This is a genomic window from Acinetobacter sp. KS-LM10, from assembly GCF_036896575.1.
GTDB classification, from domain to species: Bacteria; Pseudomonadota; Gammaproteobacteria; order Pseudomonadales; family Moraxellaceae; genus Acinetobacter; species Acinetobacter avistercoris.
The window spans coordinates 3,012,605-3,028,669 of sequence record NZ_CP145906.1 but is presented as its reverse complement, the minus strand read 5'-3'; the positions used below and the strand labels follow the sequence as shown (position 1 = coordinate 3,028,669).

Genomic DNA, 16,065 nt, shown 5'->3' with positions numbered 1-16,065 from the left:
GAACCGGCATGGCATAGTAGTGGCGATTATCTATTCTTAAAAGCAGTGCAAATGAGTTTAAATACCCAAATTTTAATTGCCGCCGTCTTGGGTGTGGCCTATGGTTTTTTACTCAATCTATTTCCAGACACGCAATTTTTTGCGGGCAGCGTTTATGGATTAAGTCTGGCCAGTAGTATTTTTGTTGGTTTGTTAAAGTTACTTTTGATTCCACTGATTTTTAGTTCAATCGTGGTCGGGGTATCGAATTTACAAACAGGCGGTCAGCTGGGTAGAACTTGGAAAATCACACTGGCTTGTTGTGTAACGACAACGACTTTGGCGCTCATTTTAGGTTTGGCGTGTGCTCATTTATTCGGTGTAGGCAAAGGCGTCGATATCGCGTTGTTTCAAGATGCGATGCAACAACATCAAACCCCTGATACTTTAACGGCTTCATCATTTTTTACCAATTTTATCCAAAATACATTGATCAACCCATTTAAGGCTTTTGCTGAAGGTAATGTGTTGGCTGTAGTGCTGTTTGCGTTAATGATTGGTGTGGCACTGGTGAAAGGTGGTGAACGCTTCAAGACAGTAAAAGACTTAAGTCAGCAATTTTTTGAAATTATGTTGCTGATGATTGGTTGGGTGATGAAAATTGCTCCGATTGGTATTTTTGCATTATTGGCGAAGCTTATCGCGACAGAGGATTTATCTGTTTTAAGTCGTTTGGCAGAGTTTGCTGCCGTGGTCACAGGCACAACCATTTTTCACGGTATTGTCGTTTTACCTCTGTTGTTATGGATCTTTGGCAAGATGAATCCAGTGACCTTTTTTAAAGGGGCACGTACCGCATTAATTACCGCATTTGCAACCAGCTCTAGTTCAGCCACGATGCCTTTGTCATTGAAATGTGCACAAGAGAATTTAGGGGTGCGTCCAGCAACGGCAGGATTTGTCATTCCGCTGGGCACACAATTAAATATGGACGGCACTGCGCTTTATGAAGCTGCAGCGGCTCTGTTTATTGCAAACTTGATGGGTTTGGATTTAACGCTCGGACAGCAGTTGATCGTCTGTGCAACAGCCATGATTGCTTCACTAGGTGCACCGGGGATTCCAAGTGCAGGTATGGTAACGATGATTATGGTATTGCAATCTGTGGGCTTGCCTGCGGAAGCGATTGCGATTCTACTTCCGATCGATCGTTTGCTTGATACAGTGCGAACTGTGGTGAATGTTCAAGGGGATATGATGATTAGTGTGGTTGTCGATCGTTTTACCAAAGAAGATGAAGATGCTTTAGAGCGCAGTGGTTGAATCAAATTTTGCTATTGAGATTAAACTTAAAAAGATAAAATATAAATCACAAAAAAATGCCACGTGAAGTGGCATTTTTTAGTCTGGGTCAAAGGCTTTTGCTTTATGCAACTTTTAAAGCAGCGCGTTTTGCAGCTGGAGATTCATCTAAGTATGCAATAGCGTCTTCAGTTTTGGCCTCATGGACTGGATCATACCAAGGGGTCAAATAACCCAGTTGTTGTGAAATAAGCCAAAATGGGCTTGGAAGAATATTATTGTTTTCTTGTGCGATACGATACCATTCGCGCCAAATCCAAGGTTTAAATACACTTGGTTTAACGGATTGATAACGAGGATCCTGTCCCATAATATGCGCAGCACCATCGACCCATAGCGTAATAACGCCAATGATCACGATAATACTTTGATAATAACGTGAGATATAGCCACCACCCAAATGGCGATATAGATCAAAAGCAACAGTACGATGCTCAATCTCTTCAGCGCCGTGCCATTTCACCAAATCAAGCATATTTGGATCCGCGCCTAAAGATTCCCAAGTGTTGTTATACAGAACATATTTACCCAGAACACAGGTCATATGCTCAACTGTAGCAATAATACCTAAGCGAAATAAATCCCATTGATGGCTTAATATTTTTGGAACAGGAATACCCAATGGTTTATCTGCCAATACTTTGCCGAATAAGAAATCCATGATTTTTAAATTACGTTCTATATCGATATTACGCAGCGTTAAATATTCTTTATTTGCAGAATTATGTGCTTGCGCATGCATCGCTTCTTGACGAATGAAAGCCCGAACATCTTCTTTTAATTTTTCGTCAGTAATTTGGGGAAGTACTTTGTTATAAAGGCGACAAAACCAAAACTCTCCTTCAGGGAGGATATTATTAATTTCGTTAATAAAATAGCTGGCAAAAGGCTGGCCAGGAATCCAGTCGATGGGTGTATCTTTCCATTCAAATTTAACTTTACGCGGTTTAATGTGATATTGAATAGAAGATCCAATCCGACTATTTTTAAATTTTGATAATAAGCTCATCACACATTCCTTAACTTTTTTTGTGATCATTAAATTCAGTATAAAAAAAAGTCCCCAAATGTTATTAGCATTAGGGGACAATCCGTTATCAAATGATGAACTTTATTGTCAAACAATGTAAATTAGTGATCTGATCGTTGTTTTTCTTCTGTTAAATCTTGCTCATCAACATCAACATCAACATCAACATCAACATCAACATCAACATCAACATCAACATCAACATCAACATCAACATCAACATCAACATCAACATCAACATCAACATCAACATCAACATCAACATCAGATGCTTCTGGAATATTCGCGAGATCAAAAAGATTATTGTGTTCTAGGGTGTAATTCAATCGACCACCCATAACACTGGCTAATTCTTCTAAGCCTTGTTTGTTAAGTGAAGAAAATAATTGGATAGAGAAGTTTAATTTCATTTTTTTCAATGAGTTTTGAACTTCTTGCAGCACTTTAGCGGCAGGGCCACGATTTAATTTATCTGACTTTGTTAAAAGTACATGGACAAATAGTTTACGTGAATATGCCCATTCTAACATCATCACGTCAAAATGTTGCAGTGGATGGCGGATATCCATGAGTAACACTAAGCCTTGCAAGCTTTGTCGATGAATTAAATAATTTTCTAATTCTTTTTGCCAAACAATTTTCATTGCCTCGGGTACAGCGGCATAACCATAACCCGGTAAGTCGACTAAGCGTTGGTCAGGATTACCTAAGCTAAAGAAGTTAATCATTTGGGTACGACCAGGGCGTTTAGATGCACGAGCCAATTGCTTTTGATTGGTTAAGGCATTAATTGCACTTGATTTACCTGCGTTTGAACGACCAGCAAAAGCAACTTCATAACCTGTATCTTCGACACAGATACTAAGCTTTGGTGCGCTCATAAGAAATTCGGCACGTCGTAACCAATTTAAAGCTGAGATACCATACTCTGAAATCGCAGGATCAACCGTTTTTTCATAGCTAATCTTTTGTTTAGGTGCGTTTGATGTCTTAGAGTTCTTAGACTTTCCACTACTGCGATGCATAACTCAACTTCAATAAAATGATCTAACAACATGCATTATAAAGGAAGTCGCTAAAGCAAGCGAACTTTGTAAAGGTTCTTCAAAGCTCTTTTTAAAGTTCGAGAAGGGGGATGGTGGAATTGAGTGCGCTTTTTATGATGGGTGGTTGGCTGAGGACGTCTGCCAAAGTATAGCGGTTGAGGTGATTGTAAAATTGATTAACAGCTTGATCTAAAATACCTTTTAGACCGCAGTGCTGGCGTAGAACACAAGGAGGGGTATCACAATTCACAATGTGATCATCCGCTTCCAGCGTTCTTAAAATATCACCTAAAAACAAGGTTAGAGCTGTGGGGTTAAGGCGAATGCCTCCACCTTTACCACGCGTGGTGATCAGCCAATTTTTTTTGGACATGAAGTGGACCACTTTAACCAAGTGATTTTCTGAAACTTCCAATTTAGCCGCAATTTCTGCAATCGTATAGGGAGTCTCTCGTGGTCTAGAGACGAACATCAACACCCGTAAAGCATAGTCTGAAAATTTATTAAGCTGCATAATGGGTCATAGAGTTTAATTCATATAATCTTAGCCTGAAAGATTCTAAAAACAAAATATTCAGGCTAAGTATAGATGAAGCCCAGTTTAAACTATGACTTAACCGGTGCTGTTACTTGGACAGTATCACCGACTTGATAGTGATTTAACAAAATATTTGCCACTGAAAACTCAGAGGATTTATCTTCAGCTTTCACTTCAAAAGTATAGTGCTGATCTATTTGATCTTCTGAAAATATAAACTGTAGCGGTTGCTCTAAGCTGTGATTTGGAACTTTTACTTTTACTGAAATAAAACGACCTTTTTCAGCAGGTGTGACGGGTTGTTTATCTTGAGGTGTTAGGGTAAAGCGCTTTCCGTTGTCTCTATTTTCAATATTGGAAACCACGAAGCCTCTCCATCCTGACCATCCGCCTTGTTGAGCTGCAAGATCTGTGTATTTCTGTTTTTCTACGCCAATTAAAATTTCAGCGAGTTGAGTATAGGCAATTTCCCATGCTGCAATGAGATCTGATTGCATAGGAACATCTAATACTTCGCTGATCGAGTGCAGGAGGTTTTCACCAACAATAGCGTAATGTTCGGGACGAATATCGAGGCTGACATGCTTTGTTGTAATGTGCTCAATGGCTTTAGCAAGAACGCTTGGATTTTCAATATTATCAGCATAAGCCAATATCGCAGATGCAAGAGCACGTGATTGGCGGCCCGTACTTTGATGATCTAAGTTAAATACATTATTTAAGTCTGGATTATTCTTTAACATACGCGCATAAAAATAAGCTGTAAGTGCGACCCCATTTTCTCGAAGAACTGGAACCGTATTTTTGATGAGTTCAATATGCTGTGGATTCATGGCGTTGAAATCTGTTTTAAAAGGTGTATTAAAAATACATCTTTAAATTTTAAAATACAATAGCGTCATAATAAATTCCTTAAAAAAAATATGGAATATAAAAATATTCCATATTTTGATTTATTTGGATGTAAATGAAGAGGTGATTATTTTTTACCGAAGAGAGAGCCGAGTAGGCCTCTCACAATTTTTTGGCCTGTTGTTCCACCGAGGCTTCGGGCAGCACTTTTTGCAAATGTACCTACAATATCTTGCGTTATTTTTTCACGTTGTTTGGCGCTGCGCTCAGCTTCTTTCTGTTGTTCACGTGCAATGCGTTCTTGTTCCTTGGCTTGCTGCTTGGCCAATGCCTCATCTTCTTTTAATTGTTGCTTTAAAAGCAGATCTTGTTCTTTTGCTTGAGCTTTTTCTTGCTCAGCTTGCAAAGCTTGTTGTTGGCGTTCAGCAACTTTATTTTGAAGTAACTCGAAAGCACTTTCACGATCAACGACATCGTCATAAATGCCAGCCACGATGCTTTGACGCATCAACTCTTTGCGTTTTTCTATATCAATTGGGCTAAAGGAGGAGTGTGGAGGCATGATCCAAGCACGTTCTACAATCTGTGGTATTCCTTGCTCATCTAAACAGCTAATGAGCGCTTCGCCCACGGCTAACTCAGTAATGACCTGATCAACTTTAAATTCTGGATTGGCTCTAAAGGTATCTGCTGCTGTTTTGACAGCCTTTTGATCTTTGGGGGTGAACGCTCGAAGCGCATGTTGAACGCGATTTCCCAATTGTCCCAAAACACTTTCTGGTAAGTCCAGAGGATTCTGTGTCACAAAATAAATCCCTACACCTTTGGAGCGAATCAGACGGACCACTTGTTCAATTTTTTCTTGCAGAGCAGAACTTGCATTATCAAAAAGTAAATGTGCTTCATCGAAGAAAAACACCAGTTTGGGTTTATCCATGTCACCGACTTCTGGCAGTTGCTCAAACAGTTCTGACAACATCCAGAGTAAAAAAGTGGCATATAGTTTTGGCGTATTCATCAATTTATCTGCAGCCAATAAATTAATATTGCCACGACCTTCAGCGTCAGTTTGGATGAAATCCATAATATCTAAAGCGGGTTCACCAAAGAACTGATCACCACCTTGATCTGCTAGTGCTAAGAGATTGCGTTGAATAGCTCCGAGACTTGCTGGAGAGAGGTTGCCATATTCAGCTTTAAAGTCTGCGGAATGTTCACTGACATAACTAATGATTGATTTTAAATCTTTGAAATCAATCAGCAATAAACCTTGATCATCTGCGATACGAAAAACAGCGGATAGCACACCTTCTTGCGTATCGTTTAAATTAAGCATACGTGAAAGGAGTAAGGGGCCGATTTCAGAGACTGTGGTACGAATGGGATGACCTTGTTCTCCAAATAAATCCCAAAACACCACAGGTGAAGCTGAGAAAGGAATGGATGCGATATTTAAGCTCTTGATACGTTCATCAAATTTTGGATTAGATTCGCCGGCTTTGGCAAGGCTTGAAACATCTCCCTTGGCATCTGCTAAAAACACAGGAACTCCAATTCTTGAAAAACTTTCAGCTAGAACTTTTAAGGTGACTGTTTTACCTGTACCTGTAGCCCCTGCGATTAAGCCATGTCGGTTGGCGAGTTGAGAATGTAAAACGACATCTTGCAGAGTGTTTGCTGTCTTCTTTGCGATAATAATTGGTGTGCCCATTGTTCTTCCTAGTTTTATATGGTTATTCTTTGTTTTTGTGCTCACGAAGTTGTTTGAGCGCGTTTTCTATATCTTGTATTAAGTCTTCAGGTTCTTCTAGTCCGATACAAAAACGAACCAATAAACCGGGTTGTAAATGTGAGTTTTTAAGCTGACGCATGTCATTGAGGTTGTATAGCATAACGAGACTTAACGGACCTCCCCAACTGAATCCAAGCTTAAATAGTTTTAAGTTATCGCAGAAATAACGGATATCCGTCAAATTATATTTTTCATTGAAAATAACACTGACCAACCCAGCACTTTGTTGTGTTTGGCAAATCTCTTTCCAATACTTATGGCCTGGTGATGACTCATCGGCAGGGTGGATAACTTGATTGAACTCTACTTGTTCTTTTAACCAGTCTTTTAGCTTGAGGGCGCTTTGTGATTGATGTTGATACCTTAAAGGCATAGAGGCCAAGCTGCGTTGGATTTGGGCGACATCGTCACCAGAGATACTGATGCCTTGCAAAGCATGCATACGAAATAAAGCGTGATGAAGCGTTTTATTTTGGGTCACGATTGATCCCATTAAAATATCGCCGCCGCCACTTGGATATTTGGTCAATGCATGGACAGTGATATCCACCGCCAAATTTTCACTATCAATATGTTCATCCCCAAAACTTTCCCCCTTAGAATTTTTCTCACTCGAAATTTTATTACGAAAACTAAATGCATTAAAGGCTAAACCTGCACCCCAAGTATTGTCCAATGCTGTCAATATTTGAAGGCTTTTGGCTTTGTTTACGAGGCCAATTAAATCCGGAAACTCTAAGGTGACAGAACCCGCAGCTTCAAGCCAAATCAGCTTGGCTTTTGCGGAAGGTTGAAAACTCGTCACATCTATCGGGTTGTAGATTTTTACGACTATTCCATATTTGGATTCGAGACTACGTAAATGTTCCATATTTGGACCATAAATATTGTCCGATACCCAGACTTCATCTCCATGACTTAAAAAGCAACTATTCACCAAGTTAATGGCGGACAAACCACTTGGTGCAAGGAGGCAATATTCACCGCCTTCTAATTGTGCAATGTTGTCACCTAGAGTGAAAGTAGTCGGTGTGCCGTGTGTTCCATAACTATAATCATAATCATCTGTCCAATGACGATTAAAAAGCGCATCGGTGTTTTCAAAAATAATCGTCGAAGCACGATAAATAGGGGGTTGGATCGTTGAAATAAATTGAGGTGCTTTGCGAGGCGCATGTATCAAAGAAGTGTGGGGCTTATATTTCACGAACAACCCATAAATTAAAAATATGATGAGTGTAAGAAAACACAATTATCCTGTTAATTAAAGCAATCATTTGTTTAGAAATATATTGAACGATTTTATTGGCTTCAATTTTGCAAGCACAAGAATAATATAATAAAACTAAGGTAAAGCTTTGATGAAAAATTTAAAGGTTCATTATTTTCAACATATTGCAGGTGAGGGTTTTGGGAGTTGCTATGACTATCTAAAATCCCTCAATGCACAGATTAGCGCGACAGAATTCTTTGCACTTCCCATAGAACAATCTTTGGAAATTGAAGCGCTGCCGAGTATAGATGAAGTCGATCTGCTGCTGATCATGGGTGGAACTATGAGTGTTAATGATGAGGTGAATTTCCCATGGCTTAAAACTGAAAAGCGTTGGATTCGACGATATTTATCTGAAGGGAAGCCAGCCATTGGATTATGTTTGGGTGGGCGATTGATTGCACATGCCCTCGGTGCGAATGTAAGTCGTAATAAAGAGCAAGAGTTGGGTTGGACAGCTGTCAAAAGAAGTCCATTCGTGTCTCAAGATCTCTTTCAAATGCCGCATGAAATTCAAGTTATGCAATGGCACAGTGAAACGTTTGAAATTCCTAAAGGTGCAATTCGTTTGGCAGAGAATGAAGTATGTAGTAATCAAACTTATCAGATTGGAAAAAATGTATTGGGATTTCAATTTCACCCAGAAATTACACCACAAGTACTTTCCGCATTTATTGATAACGAAGAGCATGAGCAGCAATTTTCAACCAAATTTATTCAACAAATCGATATTTTAAAAAAGTCTAAAACTGATCAGTTTGCACCCGGGAACTCACTACTCAACTCAGCTATAGACTATGTTTTAAATCCTAAAAATGAAGATTAAAAAATAAACAGTGAGTTAAGTCAGAGAGTTGGCAATAATAAAATAATTTAACCAAATAGGTTTGCTTAACGGTTAAACAATCGCTATAATAAGCGACCCTTAAATATTAAGGGCTAAACGACCGATTGTGTTGTTTAGGTCGTTACAGTCATGGCATCGATCATGACCTTAGTGATTTTCACTGCCTTTGACACTCACCTTGTTTTATATGAGGGGAGATGCGTCATGGGTGATTCTTTATATTTTTGGCTTGGAGTTTACTGGTATGTCTAACCAGAGAATCCGTATCCGTTTGAAGTCTTTTGATCATCGTTTAATTGATCAATCTTCTCAAGAGATCGTAGAAACAGCAAAACGTACTGGCGCACAAGTTTGTGGTCCTATTCCGATGCCAACTCGCATCGAACGTTTTAACGTTTTAACATCACCACACGTTAACAAAGATGCGCGTGACCAATATGAGATCCGCACTTACAAACGTTTGATCGACATCGTTCAACCTACAGATAAAACTGTTGATGCATTGATGAAGTTGGATCTTGCAGCTGGTGTTGATGTTCAGATCGCATTGGGTTAAGACTTTCGGTTAATTAACACTCTAAGTTAATTAAGCCGCTTTTTTAGAGGTTTATGCACATGGCTATTGGTTTAGTCGGTCGCAAGTGCGGTATGACACGTATCTTTACAGATGCTGGTGTTTCTGTGCCTGTTACAGTGATTGAGGTTGATCCTAACCGCATCACTCAAATCAAAACGCTTGAAACTGATGGTTATCAAGCGATTCAAATCACTACTGGTGAACGTCGCGAATCTCGCGTAACTAATCCTCAGAAAGGTCACTTCGCTAAAGCGGGTGTTGCTGCTGGTCGTTTAGTTCAAGAATTCCGTGCTACAGAAGCTGATCTTGAAGGTCGTGAAGTTGGCGGTACGCTTACTGTTGAATTGTTCACAGTTGGTCAAGTTGTTGACGTAACTGGTCAATCTAAAGGTAAAGGTTTCCAAGGTGGTGTTAAGCGTTGGAACTTCCGTACTCAAGATGCGACTCACGGTAACTCACTTTCTCACCGTTCTCTAGGTTCAACTGGTCAAAACCAGACACCTGGTCGCGTGTTCAAAGGCAAAAAAATGGCTGGCCATTTAGGTGCTGAACGCGTAACAGTTCAAGGTCTTGAAATTGTGTCTATCGATACTGAGCGTTCAGTTCTAGTTGTTAAGGGTGCAATTCCTGGCGCTACTGGTGGTGACGTTACTGTTCGTCCTACGATCAAGGCTTGAGGGGAAATATTGTGAATTTAAATACTGTTTCCGGCTCTGCTGTTGAATTGTCTGAAGTTGCTTTTGGACGTGAGTTCAACGAAGCTCTTGTACACCAAGTTGTTACAGCTTATTTAGCTGGTGGTCGTCAAGGCTCTAAAGCTCAAAAATCACGTGGTGATGTATCTGGCGGTGGTCGTAAGCCATTCCGTCAAAAAGGTACGGGCCGTGCACGTGCTGGTTCTATTCGTAGCCCGATCTGGGTTGGTGGTGGTAAAACTTTTGCTGCGCGCCCACAAGATTGGTCTCAAAAAGTAAACCGTAAAATGTACCGCGGTGCTATGCAATGCATCCTAGCTGAACTTGTTCGTCAAGATCGCTTAGTTTTAGTTGAAGAGTTTTCTGTTGAAGCTCCAAAAACTAAAGAATTGCTTGCAAAGCTTAACGACTTAAACGCAACTCGCGCGTTGATCGTTACAGATGCTGTTGATGAGAACTTGTATCTTGCTGCACGCAACATTCCACATGTAGATGTGGTTGATGCTGCAACAATCGATCCTGTTAGCTTGATTGCGTTTGACAAAGTTGTTATGTCTGTAGCTGCTGCTAAGAAAATTGAGGTAGAACTCGGATGAACAACGAACGTATCTATCAAGTCCTTCAAGGGCCTGTATTCTCAGAAAAAGCACAAGCTTTAGGTGAGGCTGCTGGTGTTCAAGTTTTTAAAGTTGCTATTAACGCAAACAAACTTGAAATCAAAAAAGCAGTTGAACAATTGTTTGGTGTAGAAGTTGTTAAAGTTAACACGACTATCACTAAAGGTAAGACTAAGCGCTTTGGTAAAACATTAGGACGTCGTTCTGATGTTAAAAAAGCATACGTCACCCTGAAAGCTGGCCAAGATGTTGAAATGGCTGACTTGGGCGATACCGCTGAAAGCACAGCGGAATAAGGACGAGAATTATGCCTATTCAAAAATGTAAGCCAACGTCTCCAGGACGTCGCTTTGTAGAGAAAGTCGTTCACGACCATCTTCACAAAGGCGCGCCTTATGCACCGTTGGTTGAAGCTAAAAAACGTACAGGTGGTCGTAATAACAACGGTCACATTACGACTCGTCACGTTGGTGGCGGTCATAAGCAGCATTACCGTCTAGTTGACTTTAAACGTAACAAAGATGGTATTCCTGCAACTGTAGAGCGTATCGAATACGATCCTAACCGTACTGCACACATTGCTTTAGTTTTGTATGCTGATGGTGAGCGTCGTTATATCATCGCTCCTAAAGGCCTTCGCGCTGGTGATAAAGTACAGTCTGGTAACGATGCTCCAATTCGTCCAGGTAACTGCTTGCCACTTCGCAACATGCCTATCGGTTCTACTCTTCACAACATCGAACTTAAAATCGGTAAAGGCGCGCAATTAGCTCGTTCTGCTGGTACTTCAGTTCAGTTGTTGGGTCGTGACGGTTCTTACGCTATTGTTCGTTTACGTTCAGGCGAAATGCGTAAAATTCACGTTGAATGCCGTGCAGTTCTTGGTGAAGTTTCTAACCAAGAAAGCAACCTTCGCTCACTCGGTAAAGCTGGTGCAGCTCGCTGGCGTGGTGTTCGTCCTACCGTTCGTGGTATGGCGATGAACCCAGTTGACCATCCACATGGTGGTGGTGAAGGGCGTAACAAAGGTATTCAACCTGTAAGCCCATGGGGTCAAAAAGCTAAGGGGTACAAAACACGTACCAATAAGCGTACGACTAAGATGATCATTCGCGACCGTCGCGTTAAGTAACAAGTAAAGGAATCTGACAATGCCTCGTTCTCTGAAAAAAGGCCCATTCGTCGATGCGCACTTGTTCGCTAAGGTTGAAGCGGCTATCGCGGCTAATAACCGTAAGCCGATCAAAACTTGGTCGCGTCGTTCGATGATCCTCCCGGATTTTGTTGGTTTAACAATTTCTGTCCATAATGGTCGTAACCATGTTCCGGTGATTGTATCTGAACATATGGTTGGTCATAAACTCGGTGAATTCGCGCCAACTCGTACCTATCGTGGTCACGGTGTTGACAAGAAATCTAAACGTTAAGGTGCTATGATGGAAGTTACTGCTAAATTACGCGGTGCCGCTATCTCGGCACAAAAAACTCGTTTGGTTGCAGATCTAATCCGTGGCAAATCTATTGCTCACGCGCTTAATATCTTGAACTTCAGCAACAAAAAAGCTGCAGTGATTGTTAAAAAAGCATTGGAATCTGCAATTGCAAACGCTGAACATAATAACAGTTTAGATGTAGACGACCTTAAAGTTTCTACGATTTACGTTGATGAAGGCACTAGCCTTAAACGTATTTTGCCACGTGCTAAAGGCCGTGCAGATCGTATTACTAAGCGTACTTGTCACATTACCGTTAAGGTAGGGGTTTGATATGGGTCAGAAGGTTCATCCAATCGGTATCCGCCTAGGTGTTGTGAAACGTCATAACGCTAACTGGTATGCGAGTCCGAAACAATATGCTGAATATTTGCTTAAAGATCTTCAAGTTCGTGAGTTTTTGAATAAAAAACTTAAGAATGCGATGGTAAGCCATATTCTTATCGAACGTCCTACAGGCGCTGCTAAAGTAACTATTAGCACTGCTCGTCCTGGTATCGTTATCGGTAAAAAAGGCGAAGATATTGAGAAATTACAACGTGAATTAACATCTATTATGGGTGTTCCTGCACAAGTAAGCATCAATGAAATTGATCGCCCAGATTTAGACGCTCGTCTAGTTGGTGAAGCAATCGCTTCTCAATTAGAAAAACGTGTAATGTTCCGTCGTGCTATGAAGCGTGCGGTTCAAAACTCTATGCGTGCTGGTGCTAAAGGTATTAAAGTCGAAGTTTCTGGTCGTCTAGGTGGTGCTGAGATTGCACGTACTGAATGGTATCGTGAAGGTCGTGTACCTTTGCATACACTTCGTGCTGACATCGATTACTCATCTGTTCGCGCTGAAACTACTTACGGTACGATTGGTGTAAAAGTTTGGGTATTCCGTGGCGAGATCTTAGGTGGCATGAAACAAGTCATGAACCCTGCTCCTGCTGACGAACGTCCAGCTAAGCGCGGTCGTGGTCGTGGTGAAGGTCAGGAGCGTCGTGGTCGTCGCAATGATCGTTCTGCTGAAAAAGGAGAATAATCCATGTTGCAACCTAAACGTACTAAATTCCGTAAAGTGCAGAAAGGCCGTAACACTGGTCTAGCGCATCGCGGTAGCACGGTATCTTTTGGTACTATCGCACTTAAAGCAATTAGCCGTGGTCGTATGACTTCACGTCAAATTGAAGCTGCGCGTCGTACGATTAGCCGTCGTGTTAAACGTGGTGGTAAAATCTTTATCCGCGTATTCCCTGACAAACCAATTACTGAAAAACCATTAGAAGTTCGTATGGGTAAAGGTAAAGGTTCTGTGGAATATTGGGTTTGTGAAATCAAACCAGGTAAGATCCTGTACGAAATGGACGGTGTGAGCGAAGAGTTAGCGCGCGAAGCGTTTGCGCTTGCTGCTGCTAAGCTTCCGTTTAAAACGGCTATCGTGACTCGGACGGTAATGTAATGAAAACTATAGATCTACGTGAAAAGTCGGTAGAAGAATTGCTAGCTTTGCTTGATGAGCAACAGCTTAACCAATTCCGTCTTCGTATGGCTAAAGCAACTGGTCAATTGGGTAAATCGCACGAAGTTGCAGTTACTCGTAAGACTATTGCTCGTATTAAGACCCTCCTTACCGAAAAACAGGGGAACGCACAATGAGTGAGCAAACAGTTCGCACGTTAACAGGCAAAGTAGTAAGCGACAAGATGGAAAAATCTATCGTTGTTCTTATCGAACGCCGCGTTCAACATCCGTTGTATGGCAAATCAATTCGCCGTTCAACAAAATTACACGCTCATGATGAAAACAACACAGCTAAAACTGGCGATGTTGTAACAATCAAAGAAAGCCGCCCAATCTCTAAAACTAAGTCTTGGACTTTAGTTGAAGTAATTGAAGCAGCTGCTGAGTAATTAGACGTTTCTGTTGCATCATCGGTCAATTTCGAGTACTCTTTGAGCCTTTCGAAATTTCGACCGGTGTTGCTCGGTTTTGGAGTAGGGCAATGATTCAAACCGAAAGTATGCTCGACGTAGCAGACAACAGTGGTGCTCGCCGCGTACAATGTATTAAAGTACTTGGTGGCTCACACCGTCGTTATGCTTCTGTTGGCGACATTATTAAAGTTACTGTAAAAGAAGCTATTCCGCGTGGCCGTGTTAAAAAAGGCGACGTGATGAATGCGGTTGTGGTTCGTACGAAATTTGGTATTCGTCGTTCAGATGGTTCTGTGATCCGTTTTGATGATAATGCTGCAGTTATCTTGAACACCAACAAAGCACCGATTGCAACTCGTATATTCGGACCAGTGACTCGTGAACTTCGTACTGAACAGTTCATGAAAATCATTTCATTGGCTCCTGAAGTTCTATAATAGAGGCAATCATGGCTAAGATTAAAAAAGGCGATCAAGTAATTGTGATCGCAGGTAAAGAAAAAGGCAAACAAGGTGTTGTTTTGTCTGTTTCTACTGACCGTGTTGTGGTTGAAGGCCTCAACTTGGTGAAGAAGCATCAGAAGCCGAACCGTGCAACGGGTGCTGAAGGCGCTATCGTTACACAGGAAGCTACGCTTCATATCTCTAACGTGGCAATTTTTAATGCTACAACCCAAAAGGCTGACCGTGTTGGTTACCAAGTAACTGAAGGCGTGAAAACTCGCATCTTCAAGTCAACTGGTGAATCAGTGGCGGTAGCGAAGTAATAGGTTGAATTAGGCTATGGCCAGACTTAAAACACGTTATAACGAAGAACTTAAAGCTCAATTGTTAGAAACATTGGGCGTTAAGAATGTGATGGAAATTCCTCGCATTACTAAAATTACCATCAACATGGGTGTTGGTGCTGCATCAGCTGACAAAAAATTGTTAGATGGCGCTCTTTCAGATATGCAAGCAATTGCTGGTCAAAAACCAGTTCTTACTTTAGCTCGCAAATCTATCGCTGGTTTCAAAATCCGTGATGGTTGGCCGATTGGTTGTAAAGTTACTTTACGCGGCGAACGTATGTACGAATTCTTAGACCGTTTGATCTCTATTGCGATTCCTCGTATTCGTGACTTCCGCGGTTTTTCTGCGAAATCATTCGATGGTCGTGGTAACTATTCAATGGGTTTAAAGGAACAGATCATGTTCCCTGAAATCGACTTTGATAAGATTGATCGTATTCGTGGTATGGATATTACCGTTACTACGACTGCTCGCACCGATGACGAAGGCCGTGCGCTATTGCGTGCATTCGGCTTCCCGTTCAAATAAGAGGTCGATATGGCTAAGAAAGGTATGATTAATCGCGAATTGAAACGCGAAGCTACTGTTGCTAAATACGCTGCAAAACGTGCTGAATTAAAAGCAATTATTGCAAACGTTAATGCATCAGACGAAGAACGTTTCGAAGCGATGATGAAATTTCAAGCATTACCACGTAATGCATCTCCAGTACGTTTACGTAACCGTTGTGGTTTAACTGGTCGTCCTCATGGTTACTTCCGTAAGTTCGGCTTAAGCCGTAACAAATTACGTGAAACAGTAATGCAAGGTGATGTACCGGGCGTTGTTAAGGCAAGCTGGTAAGGAGCGACTAGATGAGTATGCAAGATACCGTTGCCGACATGTTAACCCGTGTTCGTAACGCACAAATGGCTAAGAAACAAACTGTTTCTATGCCTAACTCGAAGTTGAAAGTTGCTATCGCTAGCGTACTTCAATCTGAAGGTTATGTTGCAAATGTAGAAGTAGCTGAAAATGACGGCAAACCTACTTTGACAATTACATTAAAGTATTTCGAAGGCAAACCAGTTATCGAAACTGTGAAACGCGTAAGCCGTCCAGGTCTACGTCAGTATCGCGGTAAAGATGCACTTCCGAGCGTTAAGCAAGGTTTAGGTGTTGCAATTGTTTCTACAAGCAAAGGCATCATGACTGATCGCGCTGCACGTGCTGCGGGCATCGGTGGTGAAGTTATTGCTTTTGTTTCTTAATAGG

23 protein-coding genes and 1 pseudogene are annotated in these 16,065 nt (G+C 41.3%); 18 read left to right on the top strand and 6 right to left on the bottom strand.

The window, feature by feature from the left end; genetic code table 11:
- The first annotated feature begins 51 nt into the window (after positions 1-51).
- Positions 52-1,302 carry a dicarboxylate/amino acid:cation symporter gene (locus V5M36_RS13720; protein ID WP_338559977.1) on the top strand — a complete coding sequence of 417 codons (1,251 nt, stop codon included), beginning with the start codon at positions 52-54 and terminating at the stop codon, positions 1,300-1,302.
- A gap of 103 nt (positions 1,303-1,405) precedes the next feature.
- Here V5M36_RS13720 and V5M36_RS13715 read toward each other — a convergent pair whose 3' ends face one another.
- From V5M36_RS13715 to V5M36_RS13690, 6 genes are all read right to left on the bottom strand, one after another.
- On the bottom strand, positions 1,406-2,350 hold the full coding sequence (locus V5M36_RS13715; RefSeq protein ID WP_338559975.1) for a metal-dependent hydrolase: 945 nt from the start codon (positions 2,348-2,350) through the stop codon (positions 1,406-1,408).
- Positions 2,351-2,472: 122 nt separating this feature from the next.
- Positions 2,473-3,396: a ribosome biogenesis GTP-binding protein YihA/YsxC gene (yihA, locus tag V5M36_RS13710; protein WP_338559972.1), complete on the bottom strand. Its 924-nt coding sequence runs from the start codon at positions 3,394-3,396 to the stop codon at positions 2,473-2,475.
- A gap of 91 nt (positions 3,397-3,487) precedes the next feature.
- Entirely contained in the window at positions 3,488-3,931 is a 444-nt protein-coding gene (locus tag V5M36_RS13705; RefSeq protein WP_338559969.1) for an RrF2 family transcriptional regulator, read from the bottom strand.
- Positions 3,932-4,023: 92 nt separating this feature from the next.
- A complete protein-coding gene (locus V5M36_RS13700) occupies positions 4,024-4,788 on the bottom strand; it encodes a globin domain-containing protein (protein WP_338559967.1) in 765 nt (254 codons plus the stop codon).
- A 146-nt stretch (positions 4,789-4,934) separates the two neighbouring features.
- The gene (locus V5M36_RS13695; RefSeq protein WP_338559965.1) at positions 4,935-6,518 is read right to left on the bottom strand and encodes a helicase HerA-like domain-containing protein; all 1,584 of its coding nucleotides are present in this window, start codon (positions 6,516-6,518) and stop codon (positions 4,935-4,937) included.
- Positions 6,519-6,540: 22 nt separating this feature from the next.
- Positions 6,541-7,806: a PLP-dependent transferase gene (locus V5M36_RS13690; protein ID WP_338559963.1), complete on the bottom strand. Its 1,266-nt coding sequence runs from the start codon at positions 7,804-7,806 to the stop codon at positions 6,541-6,543.
- Positions 7,807-7,957: 151 nt separating this feature from the next.
- Here V5M36_RS13690 and V5M36_RS13685 point away from each other — a divergent pair, with 151 nt between their 5' ends.
- From V5M36_RS13685 to rpsH, 17 genes and pseudogenes are all read left to right on the top strand, one after another.
- Positions 7,958-8,698, top strand: coding sequence for a type 1 glutamine amidotransferase (locus V5M36_RS13685; RefSeq protein WP_338559961.1), 741 nt, complete (start codon positions 7,958-7,960; stop codon positions 8,696-8,698).
- A 265-nt stretch (positions 8,699-8,963) separates the two neighbouring features.
- Complete coding sequence (rpsJ, locus tag V5M36_RS13680; RefSeq protein ID WP_004725677.1) at positions 8,964-9,275, top strand: 30S ribosomal protein S10; 312 nt, start codon at positions 8,964-8,966, stop codon at positions 9,273-9,275.
- Between the two features lie 59 nt (positions 9,276-9,334).
- Positions 9,335-9,973 (top strand): 50S ribosomal protein L3, encoded by a 639-nt coding sequence (rplC, locus tag V5M36_RS13675; RefSeq protein ID WP_338559958.1) that lies wholly within the window; start codon positions 9,335-9,337, stop codon positions 9,971-9,973.
- A gap of 11 nt (positions 9,974-9,984) precedes the next feature.
- Positions 9,985-10,587, top strand: coding sequence for a 50S ribosomal protein L4 (gene rplD, locus V5M36_RS13670; RefSeq protein WP_338559956.1), 603 nt, complete (start codon positions 9,985-9,987; stop codon positions 10,585-10,587).
- Positions 10,584-10,904: a 50S ribosomal protein L23 gene (rplW, locus tag V5M36_RS13665; RefSeq protein WP_067661648.1), complete on the top strand. Its 321-nt coding sequence runs from the start codon at positions 10,584-10,586 to the stop codon at positions 10,902-10,904. The genes rplD and rplW overlap by 4 nt, the downstream gene beginning before the upstream one ends.
- An 11-nt stretch (positions 10,905-10,915) precedes the next feature.
- Positions 10,916-11,740, top strand: a complete 825-nt coding sequence (rplB, locus tag V5M36_RS13660) for a 50S ribosomal protein L2 (protein WP_116761960.1) — start codon at positions 10,916-10,918, stop codon at positions 11,738-11,740.
- Between the two features lie 19 nt (positions 11,741-11,759).
- The gene (gene rpsS / locus V5M36_RS13655) at positions 11,760-12,035 is read left to right on the top strand and encodes a 30S ribosomal protein S19 (protein ID WP_004281508.1); all 276 of its coding nucleotides are present in this window, start codon (positions 11,760-11,762) and stop codon (positions 12,033-12,035) included.
- Positions 12,036-12,044: 9 nt separating this feature from the next.
- A complete protein-coding gene (rplV, locus tag V5M36_RS13650) occupies positions 12,045-12,374 on the top strand; it encodes a 50S ribosomal protein L22 (protein ID WP_338559950.1) in 330 nt (109 codons plus the stop codon).
- A 1-nt stretch (position 12,375) separates the two neighbouring features.
- Positions 12,376-13,192, top strand: a pseudogene (gene rpsC / locus V5M36_RS13645) (30S ribosomal protein S3).
- Entirely contained in the window at positions 13,132-13,545 is a 414-nt protein-coding gene (gene rplP / locus V5M36_RS13640; RefSeq protein ID WP_338559947.1) for a 50S ribosomal protein L16, read from the top strand. Before rpsC ends, rplP begins: the two are co-directional and overlap by 61 nt.
- A complete protein-coding gene (gene rpmC / locus V5M36_RS13635) occupies positions 13,545-13,742 on the top strand; it encodes a 50S ribosomal protein L29 (RefSeq protein ID WP_338559945.1) in 198 nt (65 codons plus the stop codon). Before rplP ends, rpmC begins: the two co-directional genes overlap by 1 nt.
- On the top strand, positions 13,739-13,996 hold the full coding sequence (rpsQ, locus tag V5M36_RS13630; RefSeq protein WP_067661636.1) for a 30S ribosomal protein S17: 258 nt from the start codon (positions 13,739-13,741) through the stop codon (positions 13,994-13,996). The genes rpmC and rpsQ overlap by 4 nt, the downstream gene beginning before the upstream one ends.
- A gap of 92 nt (positions 13,997-14,088) precedes the next feature.
- Positions 14,089-14,457, top strand: a complete 369-nt coding sequence (gene rplN / locus V5M36_RS13625; RefSeq protein WP_067661634.1) for a 50S ribosomal protein L14 — start codon at positions 14,089-14,091, stop codon at positions 14,455-14,457.
- Between the two features lie 11 nt (positions 14,458-14,468).
- Positions 14,469-14,786 carry a 50S ribosomal protein L24 gene (gene rplX / locus V5M36_RS13620; protein WP_338559940.1) on the top strand — a complete coding sequence of 106 codons (318 nt, stop codon included), beginning with the start codon at positions 14,469-14,471 and terminating at the stop codon, positions 14,784-14,786.
- Positions 14,787-14,802: 16 nt separating this feature from the next.
- Entirely contained in the window at positions 14,803-15,339 is a 537-nt protein-coding gene (gene rplE / locus V5M36_RS13615; RefSeq protein ID WP_067726643.1) for a 50S ribosomal protein L5, read from the top strand.
- A 9-nt stretch (positions 15,340-15,348) separates the two neighbouring features.
- The gene (gene rpsN, locus V5M36_RS13610; RefSeq protein ID WP_067762906.1) at positions 15,349-15,654 is read left to right on the top strand and encodes a 30S ribosomal protein S14; all 306 of its coding nucleotides are present in this window, start codon (positions 15,349-15,351) and stop codon (positions 15,652-15,654) included.
- 11 nt (positions 15,655-15,665) lie between these two features.
- On the top strand, positions 15,666-16,061 hold the full coding sequence (gene rpsH / locus V5M36_RS13605; RefSeq protein ID WP_338559935.1) for a 30S ribosomal protein S8: 396 nt from the start codon (positions 15,666-15,668) through the stop codon (positions 16,059-16,061).
- The last annotated feature ends 4 nt before the right edge of the window (positions 16,062-16,065 follow it).

Excerpts from the sequence above, each read along its gene's own strand:
- rplB (WP_116761960.1), top strand. The coding sequence starts at position 10,916 with ATGCCTATTCAAAAATGTAAGCCAACGTCTCCAGGACGTCGCTTTGTA.
- V5M36_RS13695 (WP_338559965.1), bottom strand. The coding sequence starts at position 6,518 with ATGGGCACACCAATTATTATCGCAAAGAAGACAGCAAACACTCTGCAA.
- rplN (WP_067661634.1), top strand. The coding sequence starts at position 14,089 with ATGATTCAAACCGAAAGTATGCTCGACGTAGCAGACAACAGTGGTGCT.
- rpsN (WP_067762906.1), top strand. The coding sequence starts at position 15,349 with ATGGCTAAGAAAGGTATGATTAATCGCGAATTGAAACGCGAAGCTACT.
- V5M36_RS13720 (WP_338559977.1), top strand. The coding sequence starts at position 52 with ATGAGTTTAAATACCCAAATTTTAATTGCCGCCGTCTTGGGTGTGGCC.
- rplP (WP_338559947.1), top strand. The coding sequence starts at position 13,132 with ATGTTGCAACCTAAACGTACTAAATTCCGTAAAGTGCAGAAAGGCCGT.
- rpsJ (WP_004725677.1), top strand. The coding sequence starts at position 8,964 with ATGTCTAACCAGAGAATCCGTATCCGTTTGAAGTCTTTTGATCATCGT.
- rplV (WP_338559950.1), top strand. The coding sequence starts at position 12,045 with ATGGAAGTTACTGCTAAATTACGCGGTGCCGCTATCTCGGCACAAAAA.
- rpsS (WP_004281508.1), top strand. The coding sequence starts at position 11,760 with ATGCCTCGTTCTCTGAAAAAAGGCCCATTCGTCGATGCGCACTTGTTC.
- yihA (WP_338559972.1), bottom strand. The coding sequence starts at position 3,396 with ATGCATCGCAGTAGTGGAAAGTCTAAGAACTCTAAGACATCAAACGCA.
- rplE (WP_067726643.1), top strand. The coding sequence starts at position 14,803 with ATGGCCAGACTTAAAACACGTTATAACGAAGAACTTAAAGCTCAATTG.
- rplW (WP_067661648.1), top strand. The coding sequence starts at position 10,584 with ATGAACAACGAACGTATCTATCAAGTCCTTCAAGGGCCTGTATTCTCA.
- rpmC (WP_338559945.1), top strand. The coding sequence starts at position 13,545 with ATGAAAACTATAGATCTACGTGAAAAGTCGGTAGAAGAATTGCTAGCT.
- rplC (WP_338559958.1), top strand. The coding sequence starts at position 9,335 with ATGGCTATTGGTTTAGTCGGTCGCAAGTGCGGTATGACACGTATCTTT.
- rpsQ (WP_067661636.1), top strand. The coding sequence starts at position 13,739 with ATGAGTGAGCAAACAGTTCGCACGTTAACAGGCAAAGTAGTAAGCGAC.
- V5M36_RS13715 (WP_338559975.1), bottom strand. The coding sequence starts at position 2,350 with ATGAGCTTATTATCAAAATTTAAAAATAGTCGGATTGGATCTTCTATT.
- rplX (WP_338559940.1), top strand. The coding sequence starts at position 14,469 with ATGGCTAAGATTAAAAAAGGCGATCAAGTAATTGTGATCGCAGGTAAA.
- V5M36_RS13705 (WP_338559969.1), bottom strand. The coding sequence starts at position 3,931 with ATGCAGCTTAATAAATTTTCAGACTATGCTTTACGGGTGTTGATGTTC.
- V5M36_RS13700 (WP_338559967.1), bottom strand. The coding sequence starts at position 4,788 with ATGAATCCACAGCATATTGAACTCATCAAAAATACGGTTCCAGTTCTT.
- rpsH (WP_338559935.1), top strand. The coding sequence starts at position 15,666 with ATGAGTATGCAAGATACCGTTGCCGACATGTTAACCCGTGTTCGTAAC.